Genomic DNA, 25,049 nt, shown 5'->3' with positions numbered 1-25,049 from the left:
TTCACGTCTCTACGACAACAACAGAACGACCATGAAAATAAAACGTCTGAACTTATACACTTACATCCTATACATCATGCTCGCAGCCTATATGCTGGGGCCTGTGCTGTCCTTTAAGGTCGGCGTGCCGCGTATCGACAACCCGTTGACCCTGATATTTGTACTGCTTGGTTTTGTCGTATTTTTTCTGGAAAGCAAGCATATTCCGCGCAAGATTTTTGCCATGCTCTGCGCCCTGACCGCCATGTGCATCTGGCCTGCCATCCACATAGGTATTACGTCACTGACGCCGACGCAGTACATGGATATTTTGTTTTTTATGGCGATTCCGGCTTTCTTCTACTTGTTTTACCAAGTATTGAAGCGCGCCGACGACCCTTTGGGAACGATTCAAAAGTTCCTTATCGTATTTACGCTGTTTATCGCCGTGCCGCCTTTTGCAGAGTTGGCCACCGGCATTCAGTTTGTGAGCGCCAGCGATGAGTTGGCTATTGATGAAGGTTCACTCAAAGGCTTGTTCTTTAACCCGAACAACCTTGCCGCCACCGCAGTCTGCCTTGCACCTGCCATTTTGTTTTTCTTCCAACTCCAAGGACGAAAACACAAAGAAAAACTACTGGGCTGGGGTTTGTTCCTGCTGTTGGGCATGGCCATTTTCGCCAGTGTATCGCGTACCGCCATCGGCTGTTACCTGTTGATTTTGCTGGTTTATACGGCCTATCGCAAAAACGGTTTTATTACAGTCGGCGTAGCTGGTTTGCTGGCGTTAGTGTTGTCGATGATTCCGTCACGCGCGATTGCGGAATTTTTGCTGTCGCTCAACGGCAACCAGTTTTTGGAACGTTTTTCCAGCCGCGTGTACCTCTTCCTGTACGACTTGGGCAGCGACAACTCCGTGTCCTACCGTCAGGAGATTTACAACTACTTCTGGAACAATCCGCCCCTGCTGCTGACTGGTTACGGTCCTAAAAACTTCCGCGAATATTTCGGCGGCCACTTGAGTAACAGCGTGGGTTTTGAAAATCCGCACAGTTTTATCATCGAACTGTATTTGGGTTTCGGCATAATTTCCCTGCTCGGCTTTATTGCATTTGTAGCGTTTTATTTCCTCTACACTGCCTCAAGCCGTGCACTAACCAATAAATCACGCGTACTGGCTTGGGTTGCCTTGGGCATTTTCCTGCTGGCCGGTTTTATTCCATCCACCATTTTGCGTATGCCGTTTATCTGGCTGCCCTGCCTGCTGATTTTTATTTACAGCGTATTTGTTGCGCCCAAGCTGAAAGATATGGCTGCTTACGCATACAACGAAACACTATACGATACGAAGAAACCATCATGAAAATCATCCTGACTACCTCCATGTCCGGTCTCGGTGGCACTGAAAACGCCACTTTCCGCCTCGGCCGCCTGCTCAAACAACGCGGACACGATATCGTATTGGCCTCTTCAGACGGCCCTCTGATTCAGGAAGCGCAAGCATTGGGCATCCGTTGGCAGCCGATTGATTTTTACCAAGGCGGTCTTTTGGGTTACGTCAAAGGCATGTTTGCCTATATGAAGCTGCTGAAAAAAGAAAAACCTGATGTGATTCACTGCCAAATGGCGCGTATCGTTCCAGCCTGCGCCATTGCGGCCAAGCTCGCTTCGCCGAAAACCAAAGTGTTCTACCACGCGCGCGGCCTTGATCCGGAAACTTATCCAAAAATTGCCAAGCTTTTCGACAAGCTGGGCGTGTACATCATCGGCAACTGCAAACACGAACGCGAAAAACTCATCCGTTATGGTTTCCCTGCCAACCGCATCACCTACACTTACAACGCCCTGCACAAAGCGGATTACGTTCCTGAAAAAATAGTCAAAGACTATGTCCAACTGGGCACGCTTTCCCGCTTGGACACCGTCCGCGCCGTGCATCTGATGTTGGATATTTTGAAGAAAATGGTTGACCGCGGTATGCCTGTACGCCTCAACGTTGCAGGTATCGGCGAAGAAATGGACAACCTCAAAGCCCAAGCCAAACGTTTGGGCATTGAAGACAAAGTCACCTTCCTCGGCGGCGTCCGCGACTTGACCGGCTACTTCAAAGAAGTCGATATTTTGGTGAACACGCCGCATTGCGTGGGCGACCACGGCGCAGGTGTCGGCAACAATATTTTGGAAGCCGGCCTTTACGACACGCCTGTCGTGACCTACAACATGGCGGGTATTTCCGAAATGGTCATTACCGGCCAAACCGGCTACTGCATTCCTTTTGGCGATGACGAAGCGTTTATCGAAGCCGTCGATACACTCATCAAGCAGCCCGAGTTGCGCGAAAAGATGGGCAAAGCCCTGCATAAACACGTTGAGACCTTGTGTTCCGATGATGAAATCTATCGCACCACAATGGCCGCTTACGATATGTGAGGTCGTCTGAAAATATGAACATCACCATCGTCGCCCCCTACTGTTCGCTGCCGTCCGAGCCGCACTTCAACCGCTTCTGGTATCTTGCCGAGCTGTTGTCGCAGTCTCATGACGTGCTGCTGATTACCAGCAATTTCAAACACTACGACAAATCTTTCAGACGACCTGAAGATGCCGAATCTGCCTCGCAAGGTCGTCTGAAAGTCATGCTGCTGGAAGAGAGCGGCTACGGTAAAAACGTCTCGCTGGACCGCGTCAAAAGCCATCATGTGTTCGTCAAACATTTTGAGCAATGGCTGAACAACTGCCGTCCGGGCGAGCAAGACGTCATCTTTTCCGCCTACCCGCTGATCGCCACCAACCTGCTTTTGGGCGAACACAAAGCGCGTTTGGGCTACAAGCTGATTATCGACGTACAGGACGTATGGCCGGAGTCTTTCTCCTCGGTCGTGCCGTTTTTGAAAAAAATCCCGCACAACCTGCTGCCCTTCTCCTCCCGCGCCAACCGCGCCTACCGCTACGCCGACGCGCTGGTTGCCGTATCGCAGACTTATCTCGACCGCGCCAAAGAAGCCAATCCGAACGTACCCGGTGAAGTCGTCTATATCGGTGCTGACTTTCCCAAACTCGATGCCGCGCCTGCCAAAGATTTTGGCGACGATAAAACCCGCTTTTTCTACTTGGGCACGCTCAGTTACAGCTATGACGTGGAAACCGTGTGCAAAGGCGTTCGGAAACTTTTGGGCGACGGCGAAAATGTAGAGCTGCACATCATGGGCGGCGGCCCCGATTTGGACAGGCTCAAACAATACGCCTGCGACGGCATCAAGTTCTACGGCTACATTCCTTACGCCGAAATGATGTCGGTCGCCAAAGGCTGCGACATCTCCGTCAACGCCATCCATTCTTACGCCATGCAGTCGATTACCAACAAACTGTCCGACTATATGGCTTTACAAAAACCGATTCTGAACAGCCAAGTCAACGACGAAGTTGCCGAAGTCCTTACCCTGCTGCCGCATGCGAACTACCGTTCCGGCGATGTGGACGGTTTCGTTCAAGCCGCCAAAGATATTTTGAAGCGCAAAAACGATCCCGTTCAGTCCGAAGAAATCGTCCGCCGCTTCAAACGCGACGTTGCCTATCAAAAAATCGTCAACCTGATTGAAAGATTAGCTCATGAATAAATTTTTCAAACGCCTGTTTGACATTGTTGCCTCCGCTTCAGGGCTGATTATCCTGTCGCCTGTGTTTTTGATTTTGGTGTACCTCATCCGCAAAAACCTAGGCTCGCCCGTGTTCTTCATCCAAGAGCGGCCGGGCAAAGATGGCAAGCCGTTTAAAATGATTAAATTCCGCTCCATGCGCGATGCAATCGATAAAGACGGCAACCCGCTACCGGACAGAGAACGCCTGACCGATTTCGGCAAAAAATTACGTGCCACCAGTTTGGACGAACTTCCTGAATTATGGAATGTCTTAAAAGGCGAGATGAGTCTAGTTGGCCCTCGTCCGCTGCTGATGCACTACCTGCCGTTGTACAACGACTTCCAAAACCGCCGCCACGAAATGAAACCGGGCGTGACCGGTTGGGCTCAAGTCAATGGCCGCAACGCCATTTCATGGGATGAGAAATTTGCCCACGATGTTTGGTACATCGACAACTTCAGCTTTTGGCTGGATATCAAAATTTTGTTCCTGACGGTTAAAAAAATCTTCGTCAAAGAAGGCATCTCAGCCGAAGGAGAAGCCACCATGCCTTATTTCACGGGTAATAAAACTGATGAAAAAAAATAACATACTGATTCTGTCGGCAGGTCGCCGTGTCGAATTGGTGCAGGACTTTCAAACCGAAGCCGCACGTTTTTCAGACGGCATCGGCGTTTTTGCCACTGACCTCAACCCACACATGTCTTCTGCCTGCCATGTTGCCGACCGCGCTTTCAGCGTGCCGCGTATCGATGCAGCCGAATACATTGACAGCATTCTCGAGCTGGCCCAACAACACGACATCGGTCTGATTGTGCCAACTATCGATACCGAGCTGCTCAAACTGGCCGAAGCACGTGACCGTTTTGAAGCTGAAGGAATACATATTGTCATTTCCGATGCAAAGCTGATTACCCTGTGCTGCGACAAGCGCCTGACCGCAGGCCTGTTTGCACAATACAGTATCCGTTCGCCTGAAATTTACGAACGGGACCGCCTGGTTTTCCCATGTTTTGCCAAGCCTTATGACGGCAGCCGAGCCATCGGTGCGAAAAAAATCAACACACCGGCTGATTTGACTGTCGACATTACCGAAGACCCGAAAATGATGTTCGCCCAATACATCGATATCGAGAATACTTTCTCCGAATTTACCGTCGATATGTATTACGACCGTCAAGGCCGTCTGAAATGCGCCATTCCTCGCGAACGTTTGGAAGTGCGTACCGGCGAAGTCAGCAAAGGCGCAACCCGACGCAATGCCCTATATGAAGAGCTGGTTGAAAAAATGGCCGTATTGGAAGGCGCACGCGGCTGTATTACCGCGCAATTCTTCGTCAGCAAAACCGACAACACGACCTACGGTGTGGAAATCAACCCGCGTTTCGGCGGCGGCTTCCCGCTGACTTACGCCGCAGGCGGCAACTATCCGGGCTGGCTGATTCAAGAATACATCGGCGGCCAAGACATCCCTTTCTCCGACGACTGGGAAAACAATTTAATCATGCTTCGTTACGATGCTAAAGTTTTGGTAAGAGAACATGATTAAGCCGGAAGAATCCGTCATCGTCTTCGATCTTGACGATACGCTTTACTCTGAGTACGACTACAAATGCTCCGGAATACAGGCAGTTGTAGGGATAATTACGTCGCTTTATCCTCAATACAATGCTGACGTACTAAATGAAATTGCAGACAATAAAAGTAAAGACTGGCTCGATAATTTGTGCCATCATTGCAAATTAAACGAATTAGAGAAACAATCACTTTTGTGGCAATATCGACTACACAGGCCTGTTATCCGACCCTATGTCGAACCGTCTTTTTTACGGAAGCTGATGCGCCCTTTTGCCGCACGCGCCCTGATTACAGACGGCCGCAGTCTGACACAGCGTTTGAAAATACAGGCCTTGGGGTTGACCGATTTGTTTGACGACATTTTGATTTCGGAAGCCATGCAATCGGAAAAACCCGAAGATAAGCGTTTTGTCTTCCTGCAAAACAAATATCCGGCTGCAAAACATTTCATCTACATCGGCGACAACATCAAAAAAGATTTTGTCGCACCCAACAAACTGGGGTGGCTCTCCATTGGCATCATGCCTAAGCCGCACAATATTCATCAAGCCGATCCCGAGCAATACGGTCATGAATACCAGCCCACCCTTTGGATAAACACCCTGGAAGAATTGACTACACTGACAACTTCCGCCACCGAAAAAGCAAATGCATAAGGGACATTTCTCCATGAAAATCTTATTTATGGGTCGTAAACAGGTTTCCGCCAACCTGCTTCGTTTTTTGACCAAACAAGACCATATCGAAATCGTCGGTGTCTTGACCGACAGCCATCTGCAAGGCTCGCCGACCACGGCAGCCGCGCAGGAATTGGGCTTGCCCCTGTACACCTTCGATACGGCTTTGGAAGCAATGCGAGAAGGCCGTCTGAAATACGATTTGGGCTTGTCCGTCCTTTACTGGCGCAAGCTGCGTGATGAATTCCTGAGCATTCCGACTTTAGGCACGATCAACTTCCACCCTGCGCTGTTGCCCGAATACAAAGGCACGGGCGGCTACAATCTGGCCATCATGGACGAGCTGAACGAATGGGGCAATACCGCCCACTACGTTGATGCTTCCATCGATACCGGCGAAATTATCGAAGTGGACCGCTTCCCTATTGACGCTGAAACAGAAACCGCCCAATCGCTCGAACGCAAAACCATGCAGGCATTGGAAGATTTCGCACGACGCATCATCACCCGCGCCATCGAGTCGAAAACCAAATTGCCAACCACGCCAAACATCGGTGGCCGCTACGTCAGCCGTGATGAGATGGAAGCCATGAAGCAAATCCGCGACGGCGACGATGTGGAGAAAAAAATCCGTGCGTTTTGGTTCCCGCCTTACGACGGCGCATACGTCGAAATCAAAGGTCAGAAATACACCCTGATCAACCGCCAATTGCTGGAAGAAATCGCCCCCAAAGGCTCAACCAGTCTTTTCGCAGGAAAAACAAATGCTTAATACATCACTCTCCCCATGGCCAAGCTTTACTCAAGAAGAAGCCGATGCCGTTTCCAAAGTCCTGCTGTCCAACAAAGTCAACTACTGGACAGGTACGGAATGTCGTGAATTTGAAAAAGAATTTGCTGCTTTTGTCGGCACGCAATACGCCGTTGCCCTTTCCAACGGTACGTTGGCTTTGGACGTAGCCCTCAAAGCAATGGGCACCGGCCAAGGCGATGATGTGATTGTCACTTCGCGTACTTTCTTGGCTTCCGCATCCTGCATCGTGACCGCCGGCGCAAATCCGGTGTTTGCCGATGTTGATTTGAACAGCCAAAACATCAGCGCCGAAACCATCAAAGCCGCTTTGACGCCAAACACTAAAGCCATCATCGTGGTTCACCTCGCCGGTATGCCCGCCGAAATGGACGGCATCATGGACTTGGCAAAAGAACATGATTTGTGGGTGATCGAAGACTGCGCCCAAGCGCACGGCGCGAAATACAAAGGCAAATCCGTCGGCAGCATCGGACACGTCGGCGCATGGTCGTTCTGCCAAGACAAAATCATGACCACCGGCGGCGAAGGCGGCATGGTCACCACCAACGACAAAGAGCTATGGAGCAAAATGTGGTCGTACAAAGACCACGGCAAAAGCTATGATGCCGTGTACCACCGCGAACACGCACCCGGTTTCCGCTGGTTGCACGAAAGCTTCGGCACCAACTGGCGCATGATGGAAATGCAGGCGGTCATCGGCCGCATCCAGCTCAAACGCATGCCTGAATGGACTGCCCGCCGCCAAGCTCACGCCGCCAAACTGGCTGAAAGCTTGGGCAAATTTGCCAGCATCCGTTTGGTTGAAGTAGCCGACTACATCGAACACGCGCAATACAAGTTCTATGTTTTTGTCAAACCCGAACACTTAAAAGACGGCTGGACACGCGACCGTATCGTCAACGAACTGAACGCGCGCAAAGTCCCATGCTATCAAGGCAGCTGCTCCGAAGTGTATTTGGAAAAAGCCTTCGACAACACGCCTTGGCGTCCGAGAGAGCGTTTGAAAAACGCTGTAGAGTTGGGCGACACCAGCCTGATGTTCTTAGTACACCCAACCCTGACCGATGAAGAAATTGCGTTCTGCAAAGAAAACATCGAAGCCGTATTGACTGAAGCCTCAGCATAATCATTTTCAGACGGCCTGCAACTTCAGGCCGTCTGAAAAAATAAAACAGCCTGCTTCAAACAATCCGTACCAAGCCACATTACAACACTCAGACACAAGAAATATAAAATGAACTTGGAAACCCTGCTGGCTCTGCCGCGCAACCTTAAAAAAACCTTTTTCGTCATCCACGATATCTTGATGATATTCGTGGCGTTTTGGTTTGCTCAAAGCCTCAAAGTACAATATTCCGACGAATGGTTGAGCATCGCCAACTGGCTGGCTTTTGGTAGCACCGCTGTGCTGACCATCATCCTTTTCATCCGTATCGGCCTCTATCGCGCCGTCACACGCTTCGTCAGCATCCGCGTCCTGACTTCAGCCGCATTCGGCAGCATCATTTCAGCGATCTTGTTCTGCCTGACCACCCTGATTTTTGAACAAAAACTGCATCTTGCCCTGCCCATCGTCTATTTCTTGGTCTTGGTAGTCGGCGTAACCAGCTCGCGCATGATCCTGCGCGCGATTCTGACCGACCATCACCGCAAACAGATGACCCCCGTCATCATCTACGGCGCAGGCCAATCCGGCCGCCAGTTGTTGGAAGCCATCAAACAGGTTAACGAATACTCGGCCATCGCCTTTGTCGATGACAACCCGAAAATCCAACGTACCGTCATCTATGACCTTGCCGTCCACAACCCCAACGAAATCCCGATGCTGATCAGCCGCTACGGCGTCCGCAAAATTCTGCTGGCGATTCCAAGTTCTACGCCGGAAGAACGCAAAGACATCATCCGCCGCCTCGAAGCATACAAATGCGAAGTCCTGACCATTCCGGGCATGAAAGATTTGGTAGACGGCAAAATCAACGTCAGCTCATTGAAAAAAATCTCTGTGGTCGATTTGCTCGGCCGCGCCCCTGTGGCACCGCGCCCTGAATTGATGAGCGCCGACATCAGCGACAAAGCCGTGATGGTAACCGGCGCAGGCGGTTCTATCGGCTCCGAACTTTGCCGTCAGATTCTCAACTGCCGTCCGACCAAACTGCTGTTGTTTGAATTGTCCGAATTTGCCCTGTACAGCATAGACAAAGAATTGCGCGAAACCCAAGCCGCGCAAGGCAGTCAAGTCGAAGTCGTACCGCTTTTGGGTTCGGTTCAAAACAAAGAACGCCTTAGCAGCATCATGAAGGCCTATCACGTCGACACCGTCTACCATGCTGCGGCCTACAAACACGTCCCTATGGTCGAGTTCAACACCATCGAAGGCATTCAAAACAACGTGTTCGGCACACTCTGCTGCGCGCAGGCTGCCGTAGATGTAGGCGTTTCCACCTTTGTTTTGATTTCCACCGACAAAGCCGTCCGTCCGACCAATACCATGGGCGCCAGCAAACGCATGGCCGAACTCTGCCTGCAAGCCCTTGCCGCCGAACCGGAACAAAAAACACGCTTCTGCATGGTACGTTTCGGCAATGTATTGGGTTCGTCCGGCTCCGTTGTCCCTGTATTTGAAAAACAAATTGCTGAAGGCGGTCCGATTACCCTGACCCATCAAGACATTACCCGCTACTTCATGACCATTCCCGAAGCAGCGCAACTGGTTATCCAAGCCGGTGCAATGGGTAAAGGCGGCGACGTATTCGTCCTCGACATGGGCGAATCCGTCAAAATCATCGACCTTGCCCGTCAAATGATTGTCCTCAGTGGCCTCAAAGTCAAAGACGAGCAACACCCACACGGCGACATCGAAATCAAGATTACCGGCCTGCGCCCGGGCGAGAAACTTTATGAAGAACTGCTCATCGGCAACGAGGTACAAAAAACCACTCATCCCCGTATTATGACCGCCAGTGAAGTAATGCTTCCATGGACGCAATTATCTGACATACTGTCGGAACTCCATACTGCCTGTCTCCAAAGCGACCAAAACAGCCTGCGCCAGCTTCTGCTGCGCGCACCGACAGGCTTCGTATCTAAAGACGGTATCTGCGACTTGGTTTGGCAACAAAACAATAAGGCCATCTGAACATTTTCAGACGGCCCGGACACCATCCCGCAAGGACTACTACATGAAAAAAACGCTCTCCCTGCTTACTCTATTCGCACTGACTGCCTGTAACAGCACGACAGTCATTCCTGGTTCAACCATCAAAACCAGAACCAAAACCATTGTTTACACCGATACCGACACCGCAGCCGACACCAACCTCGACAGCCGCGTTGCCGTTTACCCCATCACGCCCAACCTGATTGAAAAAATGCGTAAGCCGCCTGTACTTTCCCAAAACAACCAAGGTTTGGAGCAAAGCAAAAGCGCTTACCGCTACCGCATCGGCAGCGGCGACGTCCTCAATATCATGGTTTGGGCGCACTCCGACCTTAACTCCCCTATCCAGCAAAGCAACCCGCAAACCAACCAAGTCAGCCGCGGGGCCTGGGTAGATGAGGGCGGTTATATTACTTACCCGCTGGCAGGCAAAATTCAAGCCAAAGACAAAACTTTGGACGAATTGCAAAACACCCTGACCAACCTTCTGAAACGCTACATCAAAAACCCTCAAGTAGCCATCAACGTTACCGAATTCCGTTCGCAACGCATTTCAGTATCCGGTGCCATCAACCAAGCAGGTCAGCTGCCGATTACCAATATCCCGATGACCATTTTGGATGCCATCAACCAAGCAGGCGGCGTTACCCAAAGTGCCGACACCCAACACATCAAATGGACGCACAACGGCGTCGACCGCACCATCTCCCTGCAAGACATGCTGCAATACGGCGATATGTCGCAAAACCATCTCCTCAGCCATGGCGACATCGTTTACGTTCCTAACAGCAGCAACAACAAAATCTACATCATGGGCGAAGTCGGCAAACAAGCCACACTGCCGATTGGCAATCACGGCCTCAACCTGACCCAAGCGCTCGGAGAAGTCGGCGGTATGAACCAAAACTATGCTGACGCAACCGGCGTATTCGTAATCCGCCGCGCACCAGAAGACGCGGCCAAACCTATCCACATCTATCAGCTCAACCTGAAAGATGCGACTTCTTACGCATTGGGCAGCGAATTCAAACTGCGTTCGGAAGATACCGTTTACGTTACCGCCGCCCCGGTTACCCGTTGGAACCGCGTAATGTCACAAATTACCAACTCCATCAGCAACGTCAACACCCTCGACAATACGTTTAGATAAACAGTGGTTCCTGCTGTCAGACCCTTGTTTGACAGCAGGATACAAAATCACGCACAATCCAAGCTAATTACATAAACGGCATACAAAAGCCGTACACACCGCACAAACGGAAAAGCAGTATCTTATAGTCTGACTCACGTTTTTTTCAGACCATAAACCGAAAACAATATCATGTACCACAACATACTCATCGTCTGCCTAGGCAACATCTGCCGCTCCCCCACTGCAGAGCGGATCATGCAGAAAAAACTACCCGGCCATCAAATCAGCAGCGCCGGCATAAAAGCACTGGCAGGTAAGGATGCCGATTTCCAGGCCATTAAAACCGCACTCAAACACGGCGTCATCGTTGCAGGCCATACGCCACGCCAACTGACCGCCCCGATGTGCGAACAGGCCGATTTGATTCTCGTCATGGAGCCCAGTCAAATCGACATGGTGGCCGACATCCATCCGCCGGCACGCAGCAAAACCATGCTGTTTGCCCAATGGTTGCCTAAAAAAACCATACCTGACCCATACAAACAAAGCAGCGAAATGTTTGAAGCCGTTTTTGAACAGCTCAATGCTGCCGCAGACACTTGGAAAACCAAACTAAACGGAAAAACTCAACCGGTATAAAACCGGCATGAACAAGAAAGCAAGCAATGAAAAAAACGACCTACACACCTTACAGCGCAGACAACGACGACATCGACTTCGGCCAACAGCTGCGCGTAATTTGGACAAATAAATACAAAATCCTCGCCGCCCTGCTTGCAGGCGGCATTCTTGGCGCAGCCTTCAGCCTGGCATCCACTCCGCAATACCGTGCCGACGCCATGCTGGAAATTGAAACGCGACAAAACCAAATCCTGACCGAAATCAACAGCATCTTCAACAACCAAACCACGCCGTCTGAAGCAGAAGTCGAGCTGGTTCAATCACGCTTGGTACTGGGTAAAACCGTTGACGACCTTCAGCTTGACCAAGAAGTCAAAGCCAAATACACACCCGTTATCGGCAGCCTGATGCACAACGTCAGCGGCGACCCTGATCCCAAACTGACCGTCGGCAGCTTTACCGTACAAGACGAATGGTTCAACAAAACCTTCACGCTGACCGCCAAGAGCAACAAAGCCTATACCCTTACCCTGCCTGACAAACGCGTTGTAGAAGGCAAGGTCGGCGTACCTCTGAAAATCAACAATCAAACCACCCTCAAAATCGATCAAATCTTAGCCAATCCGGGTCAAGAATTTGCGTTGACCAAGTTCTCGCGCATCAGCGCCATCGAAAACATCCAAAACAAACTGGCGGTCATCAGCAAAGGTAAAACCAGCCCCATCATCAACCTTACCTTTACCGGCACTGACCCTAAACGTACCAGTGTCATCCTCAACAGCATTGCCGACAACTACGTTGCGCAAAACCGCGAACGCGACGTCCAAGTTGCATCCAGCGGTTTGGCCTTCATCAGCGAAGAATTGCCACGCTTGAAAGAAACCTTGCAAGACGCTGAAAACAAACTCAATGCCTACCGCCAACAATCAGGCTCCCTCGACATTCCGCTCGAGTCCAAAGGCGCATTGGAAAGCCTGACCGGCATCGAAACCCAAATTACCCTGCTCAAAACCGAAGAAGCAGGCTTGGCCGAGCTATACACGCCGGAACACCCTTCCTATAAAGCCGTATTGGACAAACTTGCCGTTCTCGAGCGTGCTAAAAACAAAATCAACCAACAAATTGCCGAGTTGCCGAATACCCAACAAGAAGTTATCCGCCTGACCCGCGACGTAGAAACCAACCAAGCAACCTACGTCCAACTGTTGAGCAAACAACAAGAACTCAACATCATGAAAGCCAGCGCGCAAGGTAATGTCCGCATCGTTGATTATGCCTATGTCCCTGAAAACCCCGTTGCCCCGCGCAAAGCTGTCATCACACTCCTGAGCGCACTTGCCGCAGGTTCATTGACCGCTTTGTGGCTGATGATTCGCAACCGCATGAAAAACGGCATTACGTCATCTGAAGAAATCGAAAACCTCAATTTGGAAGTCGTCGCTCTTGTTCCACACTCCAAAACCCAGCAAAAACGCGACTTCTTCAAAAGCAAATTCAAGAAAACCGGTGGCCGTTCCAACTATCTGCTGGCCAGCGAAGACCGCGCCGACACGGCCGTCGAAGCCATCCGCGCCCTGCGCACCAATATCTACTTCTCCATGCTGGACGCACCTAACAACATCCTCATGATTACCGGTGCTGCGCCTGAAGCAGGTAAATCCTTTATCTCCGCCAACCTTGCCACCGTAATGGCGCAGTCAGGCAAACGCGTTCTGCTTATCGATACCGATATGCGCAAAGGCTACCTTGACCGACTCTTCGGCCTTACCCCCGAGTTCGGCTTGTCTGACATCCTCAACGGCAAAGCAGCTCCGGCTAAAGCCGTACAAGAAACCGGCATTGAAAACCTCCACCTCATCAGCAGCGGCAGCTATCCTAGCAATCCGTCTGAGCTTTTGATGGACAACCGTTTCAACGAGTTGCTTGCCAACGCTAGCCAACGCTACGACTACGTCATCTTGGACACGCCGCCCGTATTGGCCGTGACCGACGCCGTCATCATCGGCCAACATGCAGGCACCGTCCTGATGATCAGCCGTTATGCACATACGCGTGCACGAGAGCTTGAGGCCAGCGTTGAACGCCTCAAACAAAACCACATCAACATCAAAGGTGTCGTCCTCAACGGCATGAAGCGCGAAGCCAACAACAGCTACGACTACTACGCCTACGATGCCTACCATTCCGGTAACAATAAATCATAAACCGAAGCAGGCCGTCTGAACTTTCAGACGGCCTAAGGCTTTTTAAACGGCACAAAATATTTTTCACAAACGCTGCCCTTGCACCCCAAAGCCGTTTGTTTTAAAGTAAGCCCCGTTCCCATATGGAAGAGAAACATGAAAATTACTGTCATCGGCGCAGGTTCGTGGGGTACAGCTCTCGCGTTGCACTTTGCGCACCACAACAATGAAGTTGCCCTTTGGACACGCAATCCCGACCAAATCCGCACCCTGCAAGCAGATCGCGAAAACAAACGCGGCCTGCCCGGCTTCCCTTTCCCTGAGTCCCTGACCGTTCACGCCGATTTGGGCGAAGCGCTGAAAGACAGCCAACTTGCCCTGATCGTTACCTCCGTAGCCGGCCTCAGAAGCAGCGCCGAGCTGCTCAAACAGCATAACGCCGCCGATATTCCCGTTCTCGCCGCCTGCAAAGGTTTTGAACAAGATACCGGCCTTCTGACTTTCCAAGTACTGAAAGAAGTCCTGCCTAACAATAAAAAAATCGGCGTTCTCTCAGGTCCGAGCTTTGCCCAAGAACTTGCAGCCCAACTGCCTTGCGCCATCGTGCTTGCTTCCGAAAACAAAGACTGGGTGGAAGAAACCACTGCCCAACTGAACACCAACGTAATGCGCCTGTACGGCAGCACCGACGTCATCGGCGTCGCTGTGGGTGGTGCCGTTAAAAACATCATGGCGATTGCCACCGGCCTTTCAGACGGCCTCGAATACGGCCTCAATGCACGCGCAGCCTTAGTAACACGCGGTCTTGCCGAAATCACCCGCCTTGCCATCGCCATGGGCGCGCAACCCAAAACCATGATGGGCTTGGCAGGCATCGGCGACCTTATCCTGACCTGTACCGGCGCACTCTCGCGCAACCGCCGTGTCGGCCTCGGCCTCGCAGAAGGCAAAGAGTTGCATCAAGTGCTTGTCGAAATCGGCCACGTTTCCGAAGGCGTCAGCACCATTGAAGAAGTCTTCAACACCGCCGCCAAATACCAAATCGATATGCCCATCACTCAAACCCTGCTGCAACTCATCCGCAAAGAAATGACCCCGCAGCAAGTCGTTGAACGACTGATGGAACGAAGCGCACGCTTCGAATAAACTGTTGCGCCGTCTGCCATTCAGACGGCCTGACACACAATATGACGGCCATAAGGCCGTCTGAAGGGAAACACATGAACCAATCACTGAACAATCTGGAAATCAACGTTTACCAACTTGTCCAAAAATTTGAAACGCTGGTTTCAGAAAACCGCCGCCTCAACGAAGAAATCGACAGACTCAAACTCGAACAAGAGCAACAAAAACGCCAACACGACGCGGCCATTGACGAACTCAGCGAAGCCTTGCTGGTTCAAGTCGGCAAACTCAAAGAAGACCTGCAAAGCAAAATTGACAACCTGACTGCCGAAAAAGAAAACTACCGCAATGCGCTGGCCCAAAGTGCAGACCAAATCCGCAGCCTCATTGCCCGATTGCCCCAAGAAACACAACAATAAAAGGACGCCCCGTGAGTATCGAACAAGTCAATCTCGACATCATGAATGTCAACTTCACCATCAACACGCCGAGTGAAGAAAAAGCCACCCTCCTGCAAGCCGTTGAAATGCTCAACAAAAAAAGCGACGCGATTAAAGAAAGCGGCCGCATCGTCGGTACGGACAAAATCGTCGTCATGGCAGCCCTCAACGTCGTACACGACCTCTTGAAAACCACCCTCAACGACGATTTGGCAATCGGTGAATTTGAGCGTAAAATAACCGACATGAACAACGCGTGCCAAAAAGCACTGGCGCGCTTGGAGCAAAACTGATTTTCCCCTTTTCCCTGCGGTGTTCGCGAAGGCATATATTCCTTTGAACCAATACGTTCGCTTTAGGTTGCCGGGAGCTGTAGTGGGCGCGAGTGTCCGTTTATCGGACGCACCCGAAACTACCCGAGGTGACCGCCTTGTCAGCAAGGTTCAAGCGGATTCAGCCTAAACGGCACTCGTGGGGATTCCCTAAAAAAGCCATACCGACAGGTGTGGCTTTTCCCTTTCTAAGTAAAGACTTTCGTAAAGATTTCCGGCCGTCTGAAAAAACCGCATATTCATGCATCAAACACACTCAATTAAGATTGACAAAAGCCAATCTCCTCTTTAAAATCCATAACTTTCTATATATATCTGGATTCCAACCATGAAAACCTTCTCTGCAAAACCCCACGAGGTGAAGCGCGAATGGTTCGTCATTGACGCAGAAGACAAAATTCTGGGTCGTGTCGCAGCCGAAGTCGCACACCGTCTGCGCGGCAAACACAAACCCGAATACACCCCTCACGTTGATACCGGCGACTACATCATCGTCATCAACGCAGACAAACTGCGCGTGACCGGTGCTAAATTCGAAGACAAAAAATACTTCCGTCACTCTGGTTTCCCAGGCGGCATCTACGAGCGTACTTTCCGCGAAATGCAAGAGCAATTCCCAGGCCGCGCTTTGGAACAAGCCGTAAAAGGCATGTTGCCTAAAGGTCCTCTGGGCTACGCCATGATCAAAAAACTGAAAGTGTACGCCGGCGCCGAACACGGCCACGCTGCACAACAACCTAAAGTTTTGGAACTGAAATAATAAGGACACGACATGAACGGTAAATACTACTACGGCACAGGCCGCCGCAAAAGTTCAGTGGCTCGTGTATTCTTGACTAAAGGTACCGGCCAAATCATCGTAAACGGCCGTCCCGTTGACGAATTCTTCGCACGTGAAACCAGCCGCATGGTTGTACGTCAACCTCTGGTTCTGACTGAAAATGCCGAATCTTTCGACATCAAAGTTAACGTAACCGGTGGTGGCGAAACCGGTCAATCCGGCGCTATCCGTCACGGCATTACCCGCGCCCTGATCGACTTCGATGCAGCTCTGAAACCAGCTCTGTCTCAAGCAGGCTTCGTTACTCGCGATGCTCGTGAAGTTGAACGTAAAAAACCTGGTTTGCGCAAAGCACGTCGCGCAAAACAATTCTCCAAACGTTAATACGTTTTCAGAATCGAATCAAAAAGCCTTGCTATGCAAGGCTTTTTTTCATTTATAAAACAATAATCCAATATCCCGCAATATATGATGAAAACCCTGATCCACTACGCCAAATCATTGCTTCAGGCTGTGATTATCTTCATCTTCTTATCCCTGATTGTCGACTGGGTGCGCAAGCCTAACCAACCCTTACAATCAGCAGCACAAACCATCACTTTAACCGATGGGCAAACCACCTCCCTCCAATCCTTCAGCCAAAATCGGGTTGCCATTGTTTATTTTTGGGGCAGCTGGTGTCGTATTTGTTCATACACATCGTCCACCATAGAAAAGCTGCACCAAGACAATATCCCAACACTGGGCATAGCCTTGCGTTCCGGAAGCGACGCAGACATTGCCCACCATATGCAACAAAACAATCTATCCTTTCCAAATTTCAATGATTCAGACGGCCTGATGGCTCAAAAATGGAATATAGCCGTCACGCCGACCATTATCATATTAAAAGATGGCAAAATGATTCATCACACATCCGGACTTTCCAGTTATATCGGATTAAAAATCAGAATTTACTTGGCAAATATCTTCAGCTAAATTCATTGAAAATCCACCAAAAATAGAAAATCTAAAGAATAATTTCACCTGAATATATTCAACCAATTCGATTTCATAAATAAATAAACTATCTCTTTCCCAATAACATATGATTTTGTTGAGATTATAAGGAAAATAGACTAAGATATAACCATAAGAACAATTGGAAACATTATTATCAAAACAAACTGTTAGAGATCTTCATCTAATATTGTGGCAGTGATGCTTTTGTTCCCATGACCCGGCTGCCGACGGCAGCCTTAAAACAGCAATATTCGCCTTTATCAATCTACCTCACGCTTCAACGGTTTGATTTTTGATAACACCGGAGACTTAGTAATGCCCAACCAATCTAAACATGCATCTATCAATATCGGTCTGATTCAGGCGCGGGAAGCATTGATGACCCAATTCCGCCCTATTCTGAACCAAGCCAATATTACCGACCAGCAATGGCGTATTATCCGGCTCTTAGCGGAAAACGGCACACTCGACTTTCAAGATTTGGCCAATCAGGCCTGCATCCTTCGCCCCAGTCTGACCGGCATTCTGACCCGCTTGGAAAAAGCAGGTTTGGCCGTCCGCCTGAAGCCTTCCAACGACCAACGCCGTGTCTACCTGAAACTGACGCCTGAAGGTGAGAAACTCTATGAATCCATCGGTGCATTGGTTGACGAACGCTACGATGCGATTGAAAAAGTTCTATCCAAAGAAAAAATGGCACAACTCAAAGAACTCTTAGCAGAGCTGGCAAAAATCGAACAGGCATTAAAATAAAGAAAGCCGGATGACAGACTCAACACACACACTCAAGAGATCATTTCGAGATGCCATGGCCTCCTGTGCCGCCGGCGTGCATGTTATCACGACAGACGGCGAAGCAGGACGCTATGGCATTACCATGACTGCCGTCACTGCCGTTACCGACGAGCCACCGACGGTCATGCTGTGCATCAACCGCCAATCCGCCATCATTCCCATCCTGCAAGGCAACCATGATTTGTGCATCAACACGCTCAACGACAGCCAGCAGGATATCGCCGAACACTTTGCCGGACTGACCGACCTCTCGCCCGAAGAACGCTTCGAATACCATATTTGGCATAGAGGGCAAACCGGGCAGCTCGAAGTCGAAGGCGCGCTGGCGCACCTGCACGGCAGCATTGTTGATCAACGCGAAATCGGCACGCATTACGTCTTTTTCGTTCAGCTCAATGAAATCCGCAATACCGACACGCAAGCACCGGCATTGCTGTATTTCCGTAGGCAATTCAAATATTTGGCATAAATAAAGGTCTCAGCCGTCTGAAACATCGGTTTCATTTTTCAGACGGCCTGGGACCTTTTCTGTTTCACACATTATAGGCACACCCATGAAAGCAATGATCCTGGCCGCCGGTCGCGGCGAACGCATGCGCCCCCTGACCGACCACACGCCCAAACCCTTACTCGAAGTAGCTGGCACGCCGCTTATCGGTTGGCACTTGCGCCGCCTGCAACAGGCCGGATTCACTGAAATCGTCATCAACCATGCCTGGCTTGGCCAGCAAATCGAAGATACCTTGAAAGACGGTTCAGACTACGGCGTGCGCATTGCCTATTCTCCCGAACGCGCCGGAGGTCTGGAAACCGCTGGCGGCATTGCCACCGCCCTGCCTCTTTTGGGCGACGAGCCGTTTTTGGTCGTCAATGGCGACGTATTGACCGACATTGATTTCCAAGCTGCACAACTGGCTGCCAAGCGTATGCAGGAACACAACCTTCTCGCCCATTTGTGGCTGGTGGACAATCCGCCCCATCATCCCGAAGGCGACTTCGGCCTGCTTTCAGACGGCCTGGTTTCCGCCTCATCCACAGACGGCCAAGCCCTGACTTTCAGCGGCGTAGGTGTCTATCATCCTGCGCTTTTCAAAGATACCCCGGCGCACCAAGCTGCCAAACTTGCCCCCCTGTTGCGTCAGGCCATGAGTCAAAGCAAAATCAGCGGCGAACACCACAACGGCCTTTGGTTGGACGTCGGCACAGTCGAACGCCTGCAAGAAGCCGACCGTATTGCCCAAAGCTGGTAAAACAAAAGGGGCGTATCCGATACGTCCCTTTCAATATCAAAGGCCGTCTGAAAAAATTGGTCAACCCATTTTTCAGACGGCCTTAATCTATCATCAAGCTTTGGCCAATTTCTTTTCTTTCTTCATTCCCAACAAGCCATTGACGATCATCACGCATAATCCCGACCAAATCAGGCCATAACCGATCAATGCGCCTTTTTGCACCGGCTCGCCCAGCCACACAATCGACACAATAAAAAGCAATACAGGTTCCAAATAGCTCAACATACCGAACACCGCAACCGGAAGTAACTGATTTGCCTTCAAATTCAAATGCATGGATATTGCGCTATTAAAGCCCAGCAACACAATAAAAAAGATTAATGCCGGTTTGGCCGCTATCATCGCCGGCGTATCCGTTGCCAGCAAAATATACGCCAACGCAAACGGCGTAATCATCATTAAATCAAAGGCCAGACCGATTAAAGAAGGCACGCCCAGTTTTCGGCGCAGTAGATAATAAAACGGATAAGTACCGAACACCCATACAGTCGTCCACGAAAACGCACCCGACCGTACCAATTCACATGCCACGCCTGCACAGGCCAATGCAACGGCAACCCTCTGCAACCGGTTTAAACGCTCTTTAAACCAAATCCGTCCACCCAGCATCATCGCCAAAGGAAACAGGAAATAACCCATGGCGATGTTTACCCCTTCCCCGTTGACCGGCCCCCAGACAAACAGCCACAACTGACTGGCAAATATCGGCGTCGGCAATACAATCAACAGCCACCGCTTCCAATCACGGCCGATATTGTTCGCAAACCGCGCCGCAGCCTGCCAACCGTTGACCATTGTCATCAGCACGCATAAAGCCGACAGCATCGCCACCATACGCCACGCAAAAATTTCCGTGCCGCTCATCGGCTGCATCCATACGCCGTACAGAAACAGCATAGCAAACAATGCATTGGACGTTATGGCCGCCAGCAAACCTTTAGATAAATTCGTCATTTCAGACGGCCTTTCATTGCATCGAAGCAGTCTAATACATCAGCCCTGTTTCACAATATCCGACAGCGGCCAGCGCGGTTTGACATTGAATGCACCGACAGCCTGACGCTCGGCAAGACGCATCGCGCCGGCAAAGGCAATCATTGCGCCGTTGTCGGTACAGTATGCCATCGGTGGGAAATAGACGTTGATTTTTTCTTCCTGCGGCTTGGGTTGGCCTTTTTCAGACGGCATTTTAACGGTTAAGCGCGAAAATTCATCACGCAGTTTCCAGTTTGCACCCACACCGCCGGCAACCACCAAAGTTCTGAAGCCGGTATCCAACAACGCTTTTTTGGCTTTGGCCGCCAATACGTCAACCACCGCATCTTGGAAAGCGCGGCAAATGTCGTTGCGTGTTTGTTCCGGAATTTCATCGCTGCCGGTTTCGGCACAGACTTTTTCGACAGCGGTCAAAACGGCGGTTTTCAAACCGGAAAAGCTCATCTGTAAATCGTGCGAATGAAGCATGGGGCGTGGGAATGTGAAAGCATCAGGCGTGCCAAGTTTGGCCAACTCGGATAATTTGGCACCGCCGGGATAAGGCAAACCCAAAAGCTTGGCCGTTTTATCAAACGCCTCGCCCGCCGCATCATCCACGCTCTCACCCAGCAAGGTGTAATCGCCGATACCGCGTACAGCCATAAATTGCGTATGTCCGCCCGACACCAGCAAAGCAACAAATGGAAATTCAGGCTTGTCGTCTGCCAACAAAGGTGAGAGCAAATGGCCTTCAAGATGGTGGACGGGGATAACGGGCTTGCCGATGGCAAATGCCAAGGCGTTGGCAAAGCCTGAACCGGCCAGTAACGCGCCGCCCAAACCCGGGCCTTGCGTAAAGGCAACCGCGTCGATATCGGCATAGCCTACGCCTGCCTCCTTCAAGCAACCTTGCGTCAATGGCACGACACGGCGGATATGGTCGCGGCTGGCCAATTCGGGGACAACGCCGCCGTACTCGGCGTGCATCGCCATTTGTGTGTGCAAATGATGCGCCAACAGGCCGCGCTCGGTATCATAGAGCGCAACGCCGGTTTCGTCGCAAGATGATTCAATTCCTAATACCAACATGGTTTGAGGCCGTCTGAAAAAATGATTAAAAACGATTCAGACGGCGTTTTCTCCGAAAACGGAAAAAGGCCGTCTGAAATAAAGTGCGGGATAGGCTGCTTACAAAGTGCCGTAAGAATGCAGGCCGCTTAAGAACATATTCACGCCGATAAAGGCAAAGGCGGTAATGATCAGGCCGATGACCGCCCACCAAGCCAACACCCTGCCGCGCCAGCCTGCCACCAGTCGCAAATGCAACCAGACAGCGTAATTCAGCCAAACGATAAATGCCCAAGTTTCTTTCGGGTCCCAGCTCCAATAGCGGCCCCACGCGTCGGCCGCCCACAATGCGCCGAGAATGGTGGCAATGGTAAAGAACAGGAAACCGACGGCAATCGCTTTGTACATGACTTCTTCAATGACCTGCGAGTGCGGCAGCCATGATTTTTTGCCTGCATCTTCTTTTCTGAGTGCCAGCAGTTCGGCAATACCCAGCATGGCGGCGATACAAAATGCGCCGTAGCCGATAAAGTTGGCCGGAACGTGGATTTTCATCCACCAAGACTGCAAAGCAGGAATCAGCGGCTGAATGGCATGCGCCTCGCGTGAAACGCTGTACCACAAGACAAATCCGACCACAATCGCCATAAAGCTGAAGACGAAGCCGCCCAGTTTTTGTACGGCAAAACGGCCTTCGTAATAGAGGTACATCAGCGCCGTAATGACCAAGAACAAGATAAATACTTCGTAAAGGTTGGAAACCGGAATATGGCCGGCATCGGGACGCAGCAGATAGCTTTCATGCCAGCGCACCAACAAACCGACAAAACCCGCCACCGCTGAAACCCATGCAAACACGGTACCCATGCCCAAAAGCGTATTGGACGGCACATTTTTGCGCACCGCCGCTATCGCGCCGACGATATAGGTAAACAAGGCGAAGAACACAAACGCGCATTGCCACATAATCGCCGACTGGCTGCTTAACAGGTATTTGAGCAAGAAGCCGTCTGCACGTTTGATGTCGCCACCATACAAATCAACGGCCAAATACGCCAAGCACACGCCCAAAGGGATAAACCAGCGCATCGGTTTGAAAAACCAACCCAGAAAAACGGCAATACCGGCACTCACCCACAAAATTACCATTTCGTAGATGTCCATGTGCAGACCAGCCTGGGTTTGGGCAATAAACGCACCGATTGCAATCAGCAGCGCAAATGCCCAGTCGAAAAGGTTGAGGTTTCGGATAAATGATTTATGTGTCAGAAGCTCATGCTCGGGCAAGGCCTGATGTTTGTTATTCATGGTTCAAATCCTTGGCAAGCTGCTGCAATTGCCGTGTGTGTTGCGGAAATTCTTTCTGCAAGTCGCGTTCGTTGCGGCTGGAAGACATGGCAAAACGGATACGGCCGTCTGAAAACAGCAGCCAAGCACGTTTTTCACGAATATAGAACATAAATACCGTACCCAACACCAGCAATACCGAACCCAAATACACCAAGAATGCGCCCGGCGAACGGGTCATCTGCAGGCCGGAAGAGCGTACTTCGGCAAAACTTTCCAGTTGCAGCAGCATTGGCGCGGGATATTCGGTCAAACCGGTGTAAGCATCCATTGCGTGCAACAGGAAGCGGTTGCGTTTTTCATCCTGCGGCCAAGCCGGCAGATTGTATGTGCTGATCGTATCTTCCAAAGCGGCATTCATCACGCCATAGAGCATCTCATAGAAATAGCCCTGCATTTTTTCCTGCTGCTCTTTCGGAATGTTGGTGGTAACAAATTCGTCCAAAGCCAAATAGCCGCCTTTGGCAAAAATAGACAAGGTGTTTTCCGCCGCCGCCATGAATTGCTCACGGATTTCGGCAGGTGCGCCTTTAACGGCGTTGGCAACAGTTTTACGGCGTGCCGCATCGTCTTTCAGATATTGGCGCAAAGCCATAAAGGTGTCGATTTGGCCGTTTTTATCCATCGGAATGCGCAACCAACGGTATTGCTGCGCCAAGCCGCTGCGTGTACCGGTAATAAAGAAATAGTCTTCATCTTGTTTTACCGGCAACATATAGTTTTTATATTCGACCGCCTGCCCTGCTTTGTCGCGGATACGGTAAACGATAGACGGGCCGATATTTGTGTATTTTTTGCCTTCTTGACGGACAGAGCGAACATCATTGATGGCGGATTTCAAGTTTTGCTCTTTTTCAGACGGCTCGCTCATGTCTTCGACGTTCATCGAAGTAAACTGGTCAAATTCCAGTTTATAAGAGGTCTTGCCCAAATCCAGCGGAAACTCGCGCATAGACGTTGCTTTGAGTTTAACCGGAGTACGGTCGGCATCAGCCAGATTCCACGCTTTAAACGTCAAGTCAGAGCCGCCGTCGGCAAAACTTGCCTGATAAACCGTAATACCGTGCAACGTCAAAGGATGGTTGACGCGGATAGTGTGTTCGCTGACTTTGCCGGTTGCCTTGTCCGTTACTTCCAAGTCGCTGGCAAAATCACGCGGCATACCAGTATCGTAAAAGTCGATATGGAATTTCTTTAATTTGACCGAAAACGGCAGGTCTTGCACCAGCATGCCGTTATCCGCATTCAGAAACACCACGTCCGCGCTCTGCCCTTCCGCGATATTGACATTGCCCCTAAACGACAGGTTGGATTCACCCAACACGCTTTCTGGCTTAAAGTCTTTGGCGTAAACCGCCGTATTGTCGGGCACGATTCGTCCGGTGAGCATACCGATTTTCAGCAGGATATTGCTGTCTATCAAACCGCCCAAACAAATCACAATCAGCGCGGCATGGGCAAAGATATAGCCCCATTTGTTCATCGCGCCTTTTTTCGCCGCCACCAAAACCGAACCGTCTTCACGCGTAACGGTTTTGCAGCCATAGCCTTGTACTTCCAAATACCGTTGCGCGACTTCGGGCGTTACCTGTCCGTCTAAAACGATGGAATGGCGCATTGCCGCCAGCGATTTTTCCTTCGCGTTTTCACGGAACGAACGAATCTCGCGCAAAAACGGCGGAACATTGCGAATCAGGCACAATCCGGTGGAAATCACCAAAAACATCATGATGACAACGAACCACGCCGAGGCGTACACGTCGTACAGGCCCAAAAAACCGAAAATCTGCGACCAAAACGGGCCGAATTTCACCAAATAATCAACTTGTGGCTGGTTTTGCTGCAAGACCGTACCGATAATCGAAGCCACGCCCAATAGGCTGAGCAAGGCGACGGCAAAACGCATGGAGCTGAAAAAGGCAAACCATGGTCTGCGGATGAGTGGGACGGATGATGAAGATTTACTCATGTTTCAACTGTCGGCTTTGAACAACCCAATCAATCGGGCTGCGATGGACGTTATGATGCGAAAGGAAGAATACTGTATATTGTAGTCAAAATCTTACTGTCGCTATTTGAAAAAAACAATCAGGCTTATCGGCATATATTGGC

General features: G+C 50.7%; 25 protein-coding genes and 1 other RNA gene. 22 read left to right on the top strand and 4 right to left on the bottom strand.

Going from position 1 to position 25,049, the window contains the following annotated elements; translation table 11 throughout:
• Window positions 1–31 precede the first annotated feature (31 nt).
• The 22 genes from O3660_RS03300 (at window position 32) to murU (ending at window position 19,505) form a co-directional block, all read left to right on the top strand.
• Window positions 32–1,342 carry an O-antigen ligase family protein gene (locus O3660_RS03300; RefSeq protein ID WP_049350760.1) on the top strand — a complete coding sequence of 437 codons (1,311 nt, stop codon included), beginning with the start codon at window positions 32–34 and terminating at the stop codon, window positions 1,340–1,342.
• Window positions 1,339–2,409, top strand: a complete 1,071-nt coding sequence (locus O3660_RS03295) for a glycosyltransferase family 4 protein (RefSeq protein WP_049350761.1) — start codon at window positions 1,339–1,341, stop codon at window positions 2,407–2,409. The genes O3660_RS03300 and O3660_RS03295 overlap by 4 nt, the downstream gene beginning before the upstream one ends.
• Window positions 2,410–2,423: 14 nt before the next feature.
• The gene (locus O3660_RS03290) at window positions 2,424–3,596 is read left to right on the top strand and encodes a glycosyltransferase (protein ID WP_049350762.1); all 1,173 of its coding nucleotides are present in this window, start codon (window positions 2,424–2,426) and stop codon (window positions 3,594–3,596) included.
• Complete coding sequence (locus O3660_RS03285; protein ID WP_049350763.1) at window positions 3,589–4,206, top strand: sugar transferase; 618 nt, start codon at window positions 3,589–3,591, stop codon at window positions 4,204–4,206. Before O3660_RS03290 ends, O3660_RS03285 begins: the two co-directional genes overlap by 8 nt.
• Window positions 4,193–5,167: an ATP-grasp domain-containing protein gene (locus tag O3660_RS03280; RefSeq protein ID WP_049350764.1), complete on the top strand. Its 975-nt coding sequence runs from the start codon at window positions 4,193–4,195 to the stop codon at window positions 5,165–5,167. The genes O3660_RS03285 and O3660_RS03280 overlap by 14 nt, the downstream gene beginning before the upstream one ends.
• The gene (locus tag O3660_RS03275) at window positions 5,160–5,852 is read left to right on the top strand and encodes an HAD family hydrolase (RefSeq protein WP_049350765.1); all 693 of its coding nucleotides are present in this window, start codon (window positions 5,160–5,162) and stop codon (window positions 5,850–5,852) included. The genes O3660_RS03280 and O3660_RS03275 overlap by 8 nt, the downstream gene beginning before the upstream one ends.
• Window positions 5,853–5,865: 13 nt before the next feature.
• On the top strand, window positions 5,866–6,645 hold the full coding sequence (locus O3660_RS03270; RefSeq protein WP_049328301.1) for a methionyl-tRNA formyltransferase: 780 nt from the start codon (window positions 5,866–5,868) through the stop codon (window positions 6,643–6,645).
• Window positions 6,638–7,813 carry a DegT/DnrJ/EryC1/StrS family aminotransferase gene (locus O3660_RS03265; RefSeq protein WP_371464553.1) on the top strand — a complete coding sequence of 392 codons (1,176 nt, stop codon included), beginning with the start codon at window positions 6,638–6,640 and terminating at the stop codon, window positions 7,811–7,813. The genes O3660_RS03270 and O3660_RS03265 overlap by 8 nt, the downstream gene beginning before the upstream one ends.
• Window positions 7,814–7,921: 108 nt before the next feature.
• The gene (locus tag O3660_RS03260; protein WP_371464552.1) at window positions 7,922–9,823 is read left to right on the top strand and encodes a polysaccharide biosynthesis protein; all 1,902 of its coding nucleotides are present in this window, start codon (window positions 7,922–7,924) and stop codon (window positions 9,821–9,823) included.
• 43 nt (window positions 9,824–9,866) lie between these two features.
• Window positions 9,867–10,994, top strand: a complete 1,128-nt coding sequence (locus O3660_RS03255; protein ID WP_003684536.1) for a polysaccharide export protein — start codon at window positions 9,867–9,869, stop codon at window positions 10,992–10,994.
• A gap of 171 nt (window positions 10,995–11,165) precedes the next feature.
• Entirely contained in the window at window positions 11,166–11,615 is a 450-nt protein-coding gene (locus tag O3660_RS03250) for a low molecular weight protein-tyrosine-phosphatase (protein WP_049328305.1), read from the top strand.
• A gap of 26 nt (window positions 11,616–11,641) precedes the next feature.
• Window positions 11,642–13,801 carry a polysaccharide biosynthesis tyrosine autokinase gene (locus tag O3660_RS03245; RefSeq protein ID WP_049350769.1) on the top strand — a complete coding sequence of 720 codons (2,160 nt, stop codon included), beginning with the start codon at window positions 11,642–11,644 and terminating at the stop codon, window positions 13,799–13,801.
• 135 nt (window positions 13,802–13,936) lie between these two features.
• A complete protein-coding gene (locus tag O3660_RS03240) occupies window positions 13,937–14,926 on the top strand; it encodes an NAD(P)H-dependent glycerol-3-phosphate dehydrogenase (protein WP_049350770.1) in 990 nt (329 codons plus the stop codon).
• 74 nt (window positions 14,927–15,000) lie between these two features.
• The gene (locus tag O3660_RS03235; protein ID WP_036494022.1) at window positions 15,001–15,324 is read left to right on the top strand and encodes a hypothetical protein; all 324 of its coding nucleotides are present in this window, start codon (window positions 15,001–15,003) and stop codon (window positions 15,322–15,324) included.
• An 11-nt stretch (window positions 15,325–15,335) separates the two neighbouring features.
• Window positions 15,336–15,638 carry a cell division protein ZapA gene (locus O3660_RS03230; RefSeq protein ID WP_003681511.1) on the top strand — a complete coding sequence of 101 codons (303 nt, stop codon included), beginning with the start codon at window positions 15,336–15,338 and terminating at the stop codon, window positions 15,636–15,638.
• An 8-nt stretch (window positions 15,639–15,646) separates the two neighbouring features.
• Window positions 15,647–15,827, top strand: a non-coding RNA gene (ssrS, locus tag O3660_RS03225) — 6S RNA.
• Window positions 15,828–16,005: 178 nt separating this feature from the next.
• A complete protein-coding gene (rplM, locus tag O3660_RS03220) occupies window positions 16,006–16,437 on the top strand; it encodes a 50S ribosomal protein L13 (RefSeq protein ID WP_049350771.1) in 432 nt (143 codons plus the stop codon).
• Window positions 16,438–16,449: 12 nt separating this feature from the next.
• Window positions 16,450–16,842 (top strand): 30S ribosomal protein S9, encoded by a 393-nt coding sequence (gene rpsI / locus O3660_RS03215; RefSeq protein ID WP_003681515.1) that lies wholly within the window; start codon window positions 16,450–16,452, stop codon window positions 16,840–16,842.
• A gap of 84 nt (window positions 16,843–16,926) precedes the next feature.
• A complete protein-coding gene (locus tag O3660_RS03210) occupies window positions 16,927–17,436 on the top strand; it encodes a protein disulfide oxidoreductase (protein WP_318250425.1) in 510 nt (169 codons plus the stop codon).
• Between the two features lie 339 nt (window positions 17,437–17,775).
• Window positions 17,776–18,213 (top strand): homoprotocatechuate degradation operon regulator HpaR, encoded by a 438-nt coding sequence (gene hpaR / locus O3660_RS03205; protein WP_003684610.1) that lies wholly within the window; start codon window positions 17,776–17,778, stop codon window positions 18,211–18,213.
• Between the two features lie 10 nt (window positions 18,214–18,223).
• Complete coding sequence (gene hpaC, locus O3660_RS03200) at window positions 18,224–18,724, top strand: 4-hydroxyphenylacetate 3-monooxygenase, reductase component (protein WP_003684519.1); 501 nt, start codon at window positions 18,224–18,226, stop codon at window positions 18,722–18,724.
• Between the two features lie 85 nt (window positions 18,725–18,809).
• A complete protein-coding gene (gene murU / locus O3660_RS03195; protein WP_049350774.1) occupies window positions 18,810–19,505 on the top strand; it encodes an N-acetylmuramate alpha-1-phosphate uridylyltransferase MurU in 696 nt (231 codons plus the stop codon).
• A 93-nt stretch (window positions 19,506–19,598) separates the two neighbouring features.
• Here the strand turns inward: murU and rarD are convergent, their stop codons facing one another.
• The 4 genes from rarD to O3660_RS03175 all read right to left on the bottom strand — a co-directional run bounded on the left by rarD (window position 19,599) and on the right by O3660_RS03175 (window position 24,843).
• Window positions 19,599–20,501, bottom strand: coding sequence for an EamA family transporter RarD (gene rarD / locus O3660_RS03190; protein ID WP_049350775.1), 903 nt, complete (start codon window positions 20,499–20,501; stop codon window positions 19,599–19,601).
• A 39-nt stretch (window positions 20,502–20,540) separates the two neighbouring features.
• Window positions 20,541–21,611: a tRNA (adenosine(37)-N6)-threonylcarbamoyltransferase complex transferase subunit TsaD gene (tsaD, locus tag O3660_RS03185; RefSeq protein ID WP_049350776.1), complete on the bottom strand. Its 1,071-nt coding sequence runs from the start codon at window positions 21,609–21,611 to the stop codon at window positions 20,541–20,543.
• A 99-nt stretch (window positions 21,612–21,710) separates the two neighbouring features.
• Window positions 21,711–22,898, bottom strand: a complete 1,188-nt coding sequence (gene ccsB / locus O3660_RS03180; RefSeq protein WP_371464548.1) for a c-type cytochrome biogenesis protein CcsB — start codon at window positions 22,896–22,898, stop codon at window positions 21,711–21,713.
• On the bottom strand, window positions 22,891–24,843 hold the full coding sequence (locus tag O3660_RS03175; RefSeq protein ID WP_371464593.1) for a cytochrome c biogenesis protein ResB: 1,953 nt from the start codon (window positions 24,841–24,843) through the stop codon (window positions 22,891–22,893). The genes ccsB and O3660_RS03175 overlap by 8 nt, the downstream gene beginning before the upstream one ends.
• Between the last annotated feature and the right edge of the window lie 206 nt (window positions 24,844–25,049).

It is taken from the genome of Neisseria sp. 27098_8_139 (assembly GCF_041433195.1).
In the GTDB taxonomy this organism is placed as follows: domain Bacteria; phylum Pseudomonadota; class Gammaproteobacteria; order Burkholderiales; family Neisseriaceae; genus Neisseria; species Neisseria subflava.
Note: the sequence above shows the minus strand (reverse complement) of the source record. Positions and strands in the feature narration are given on the sequence as shown.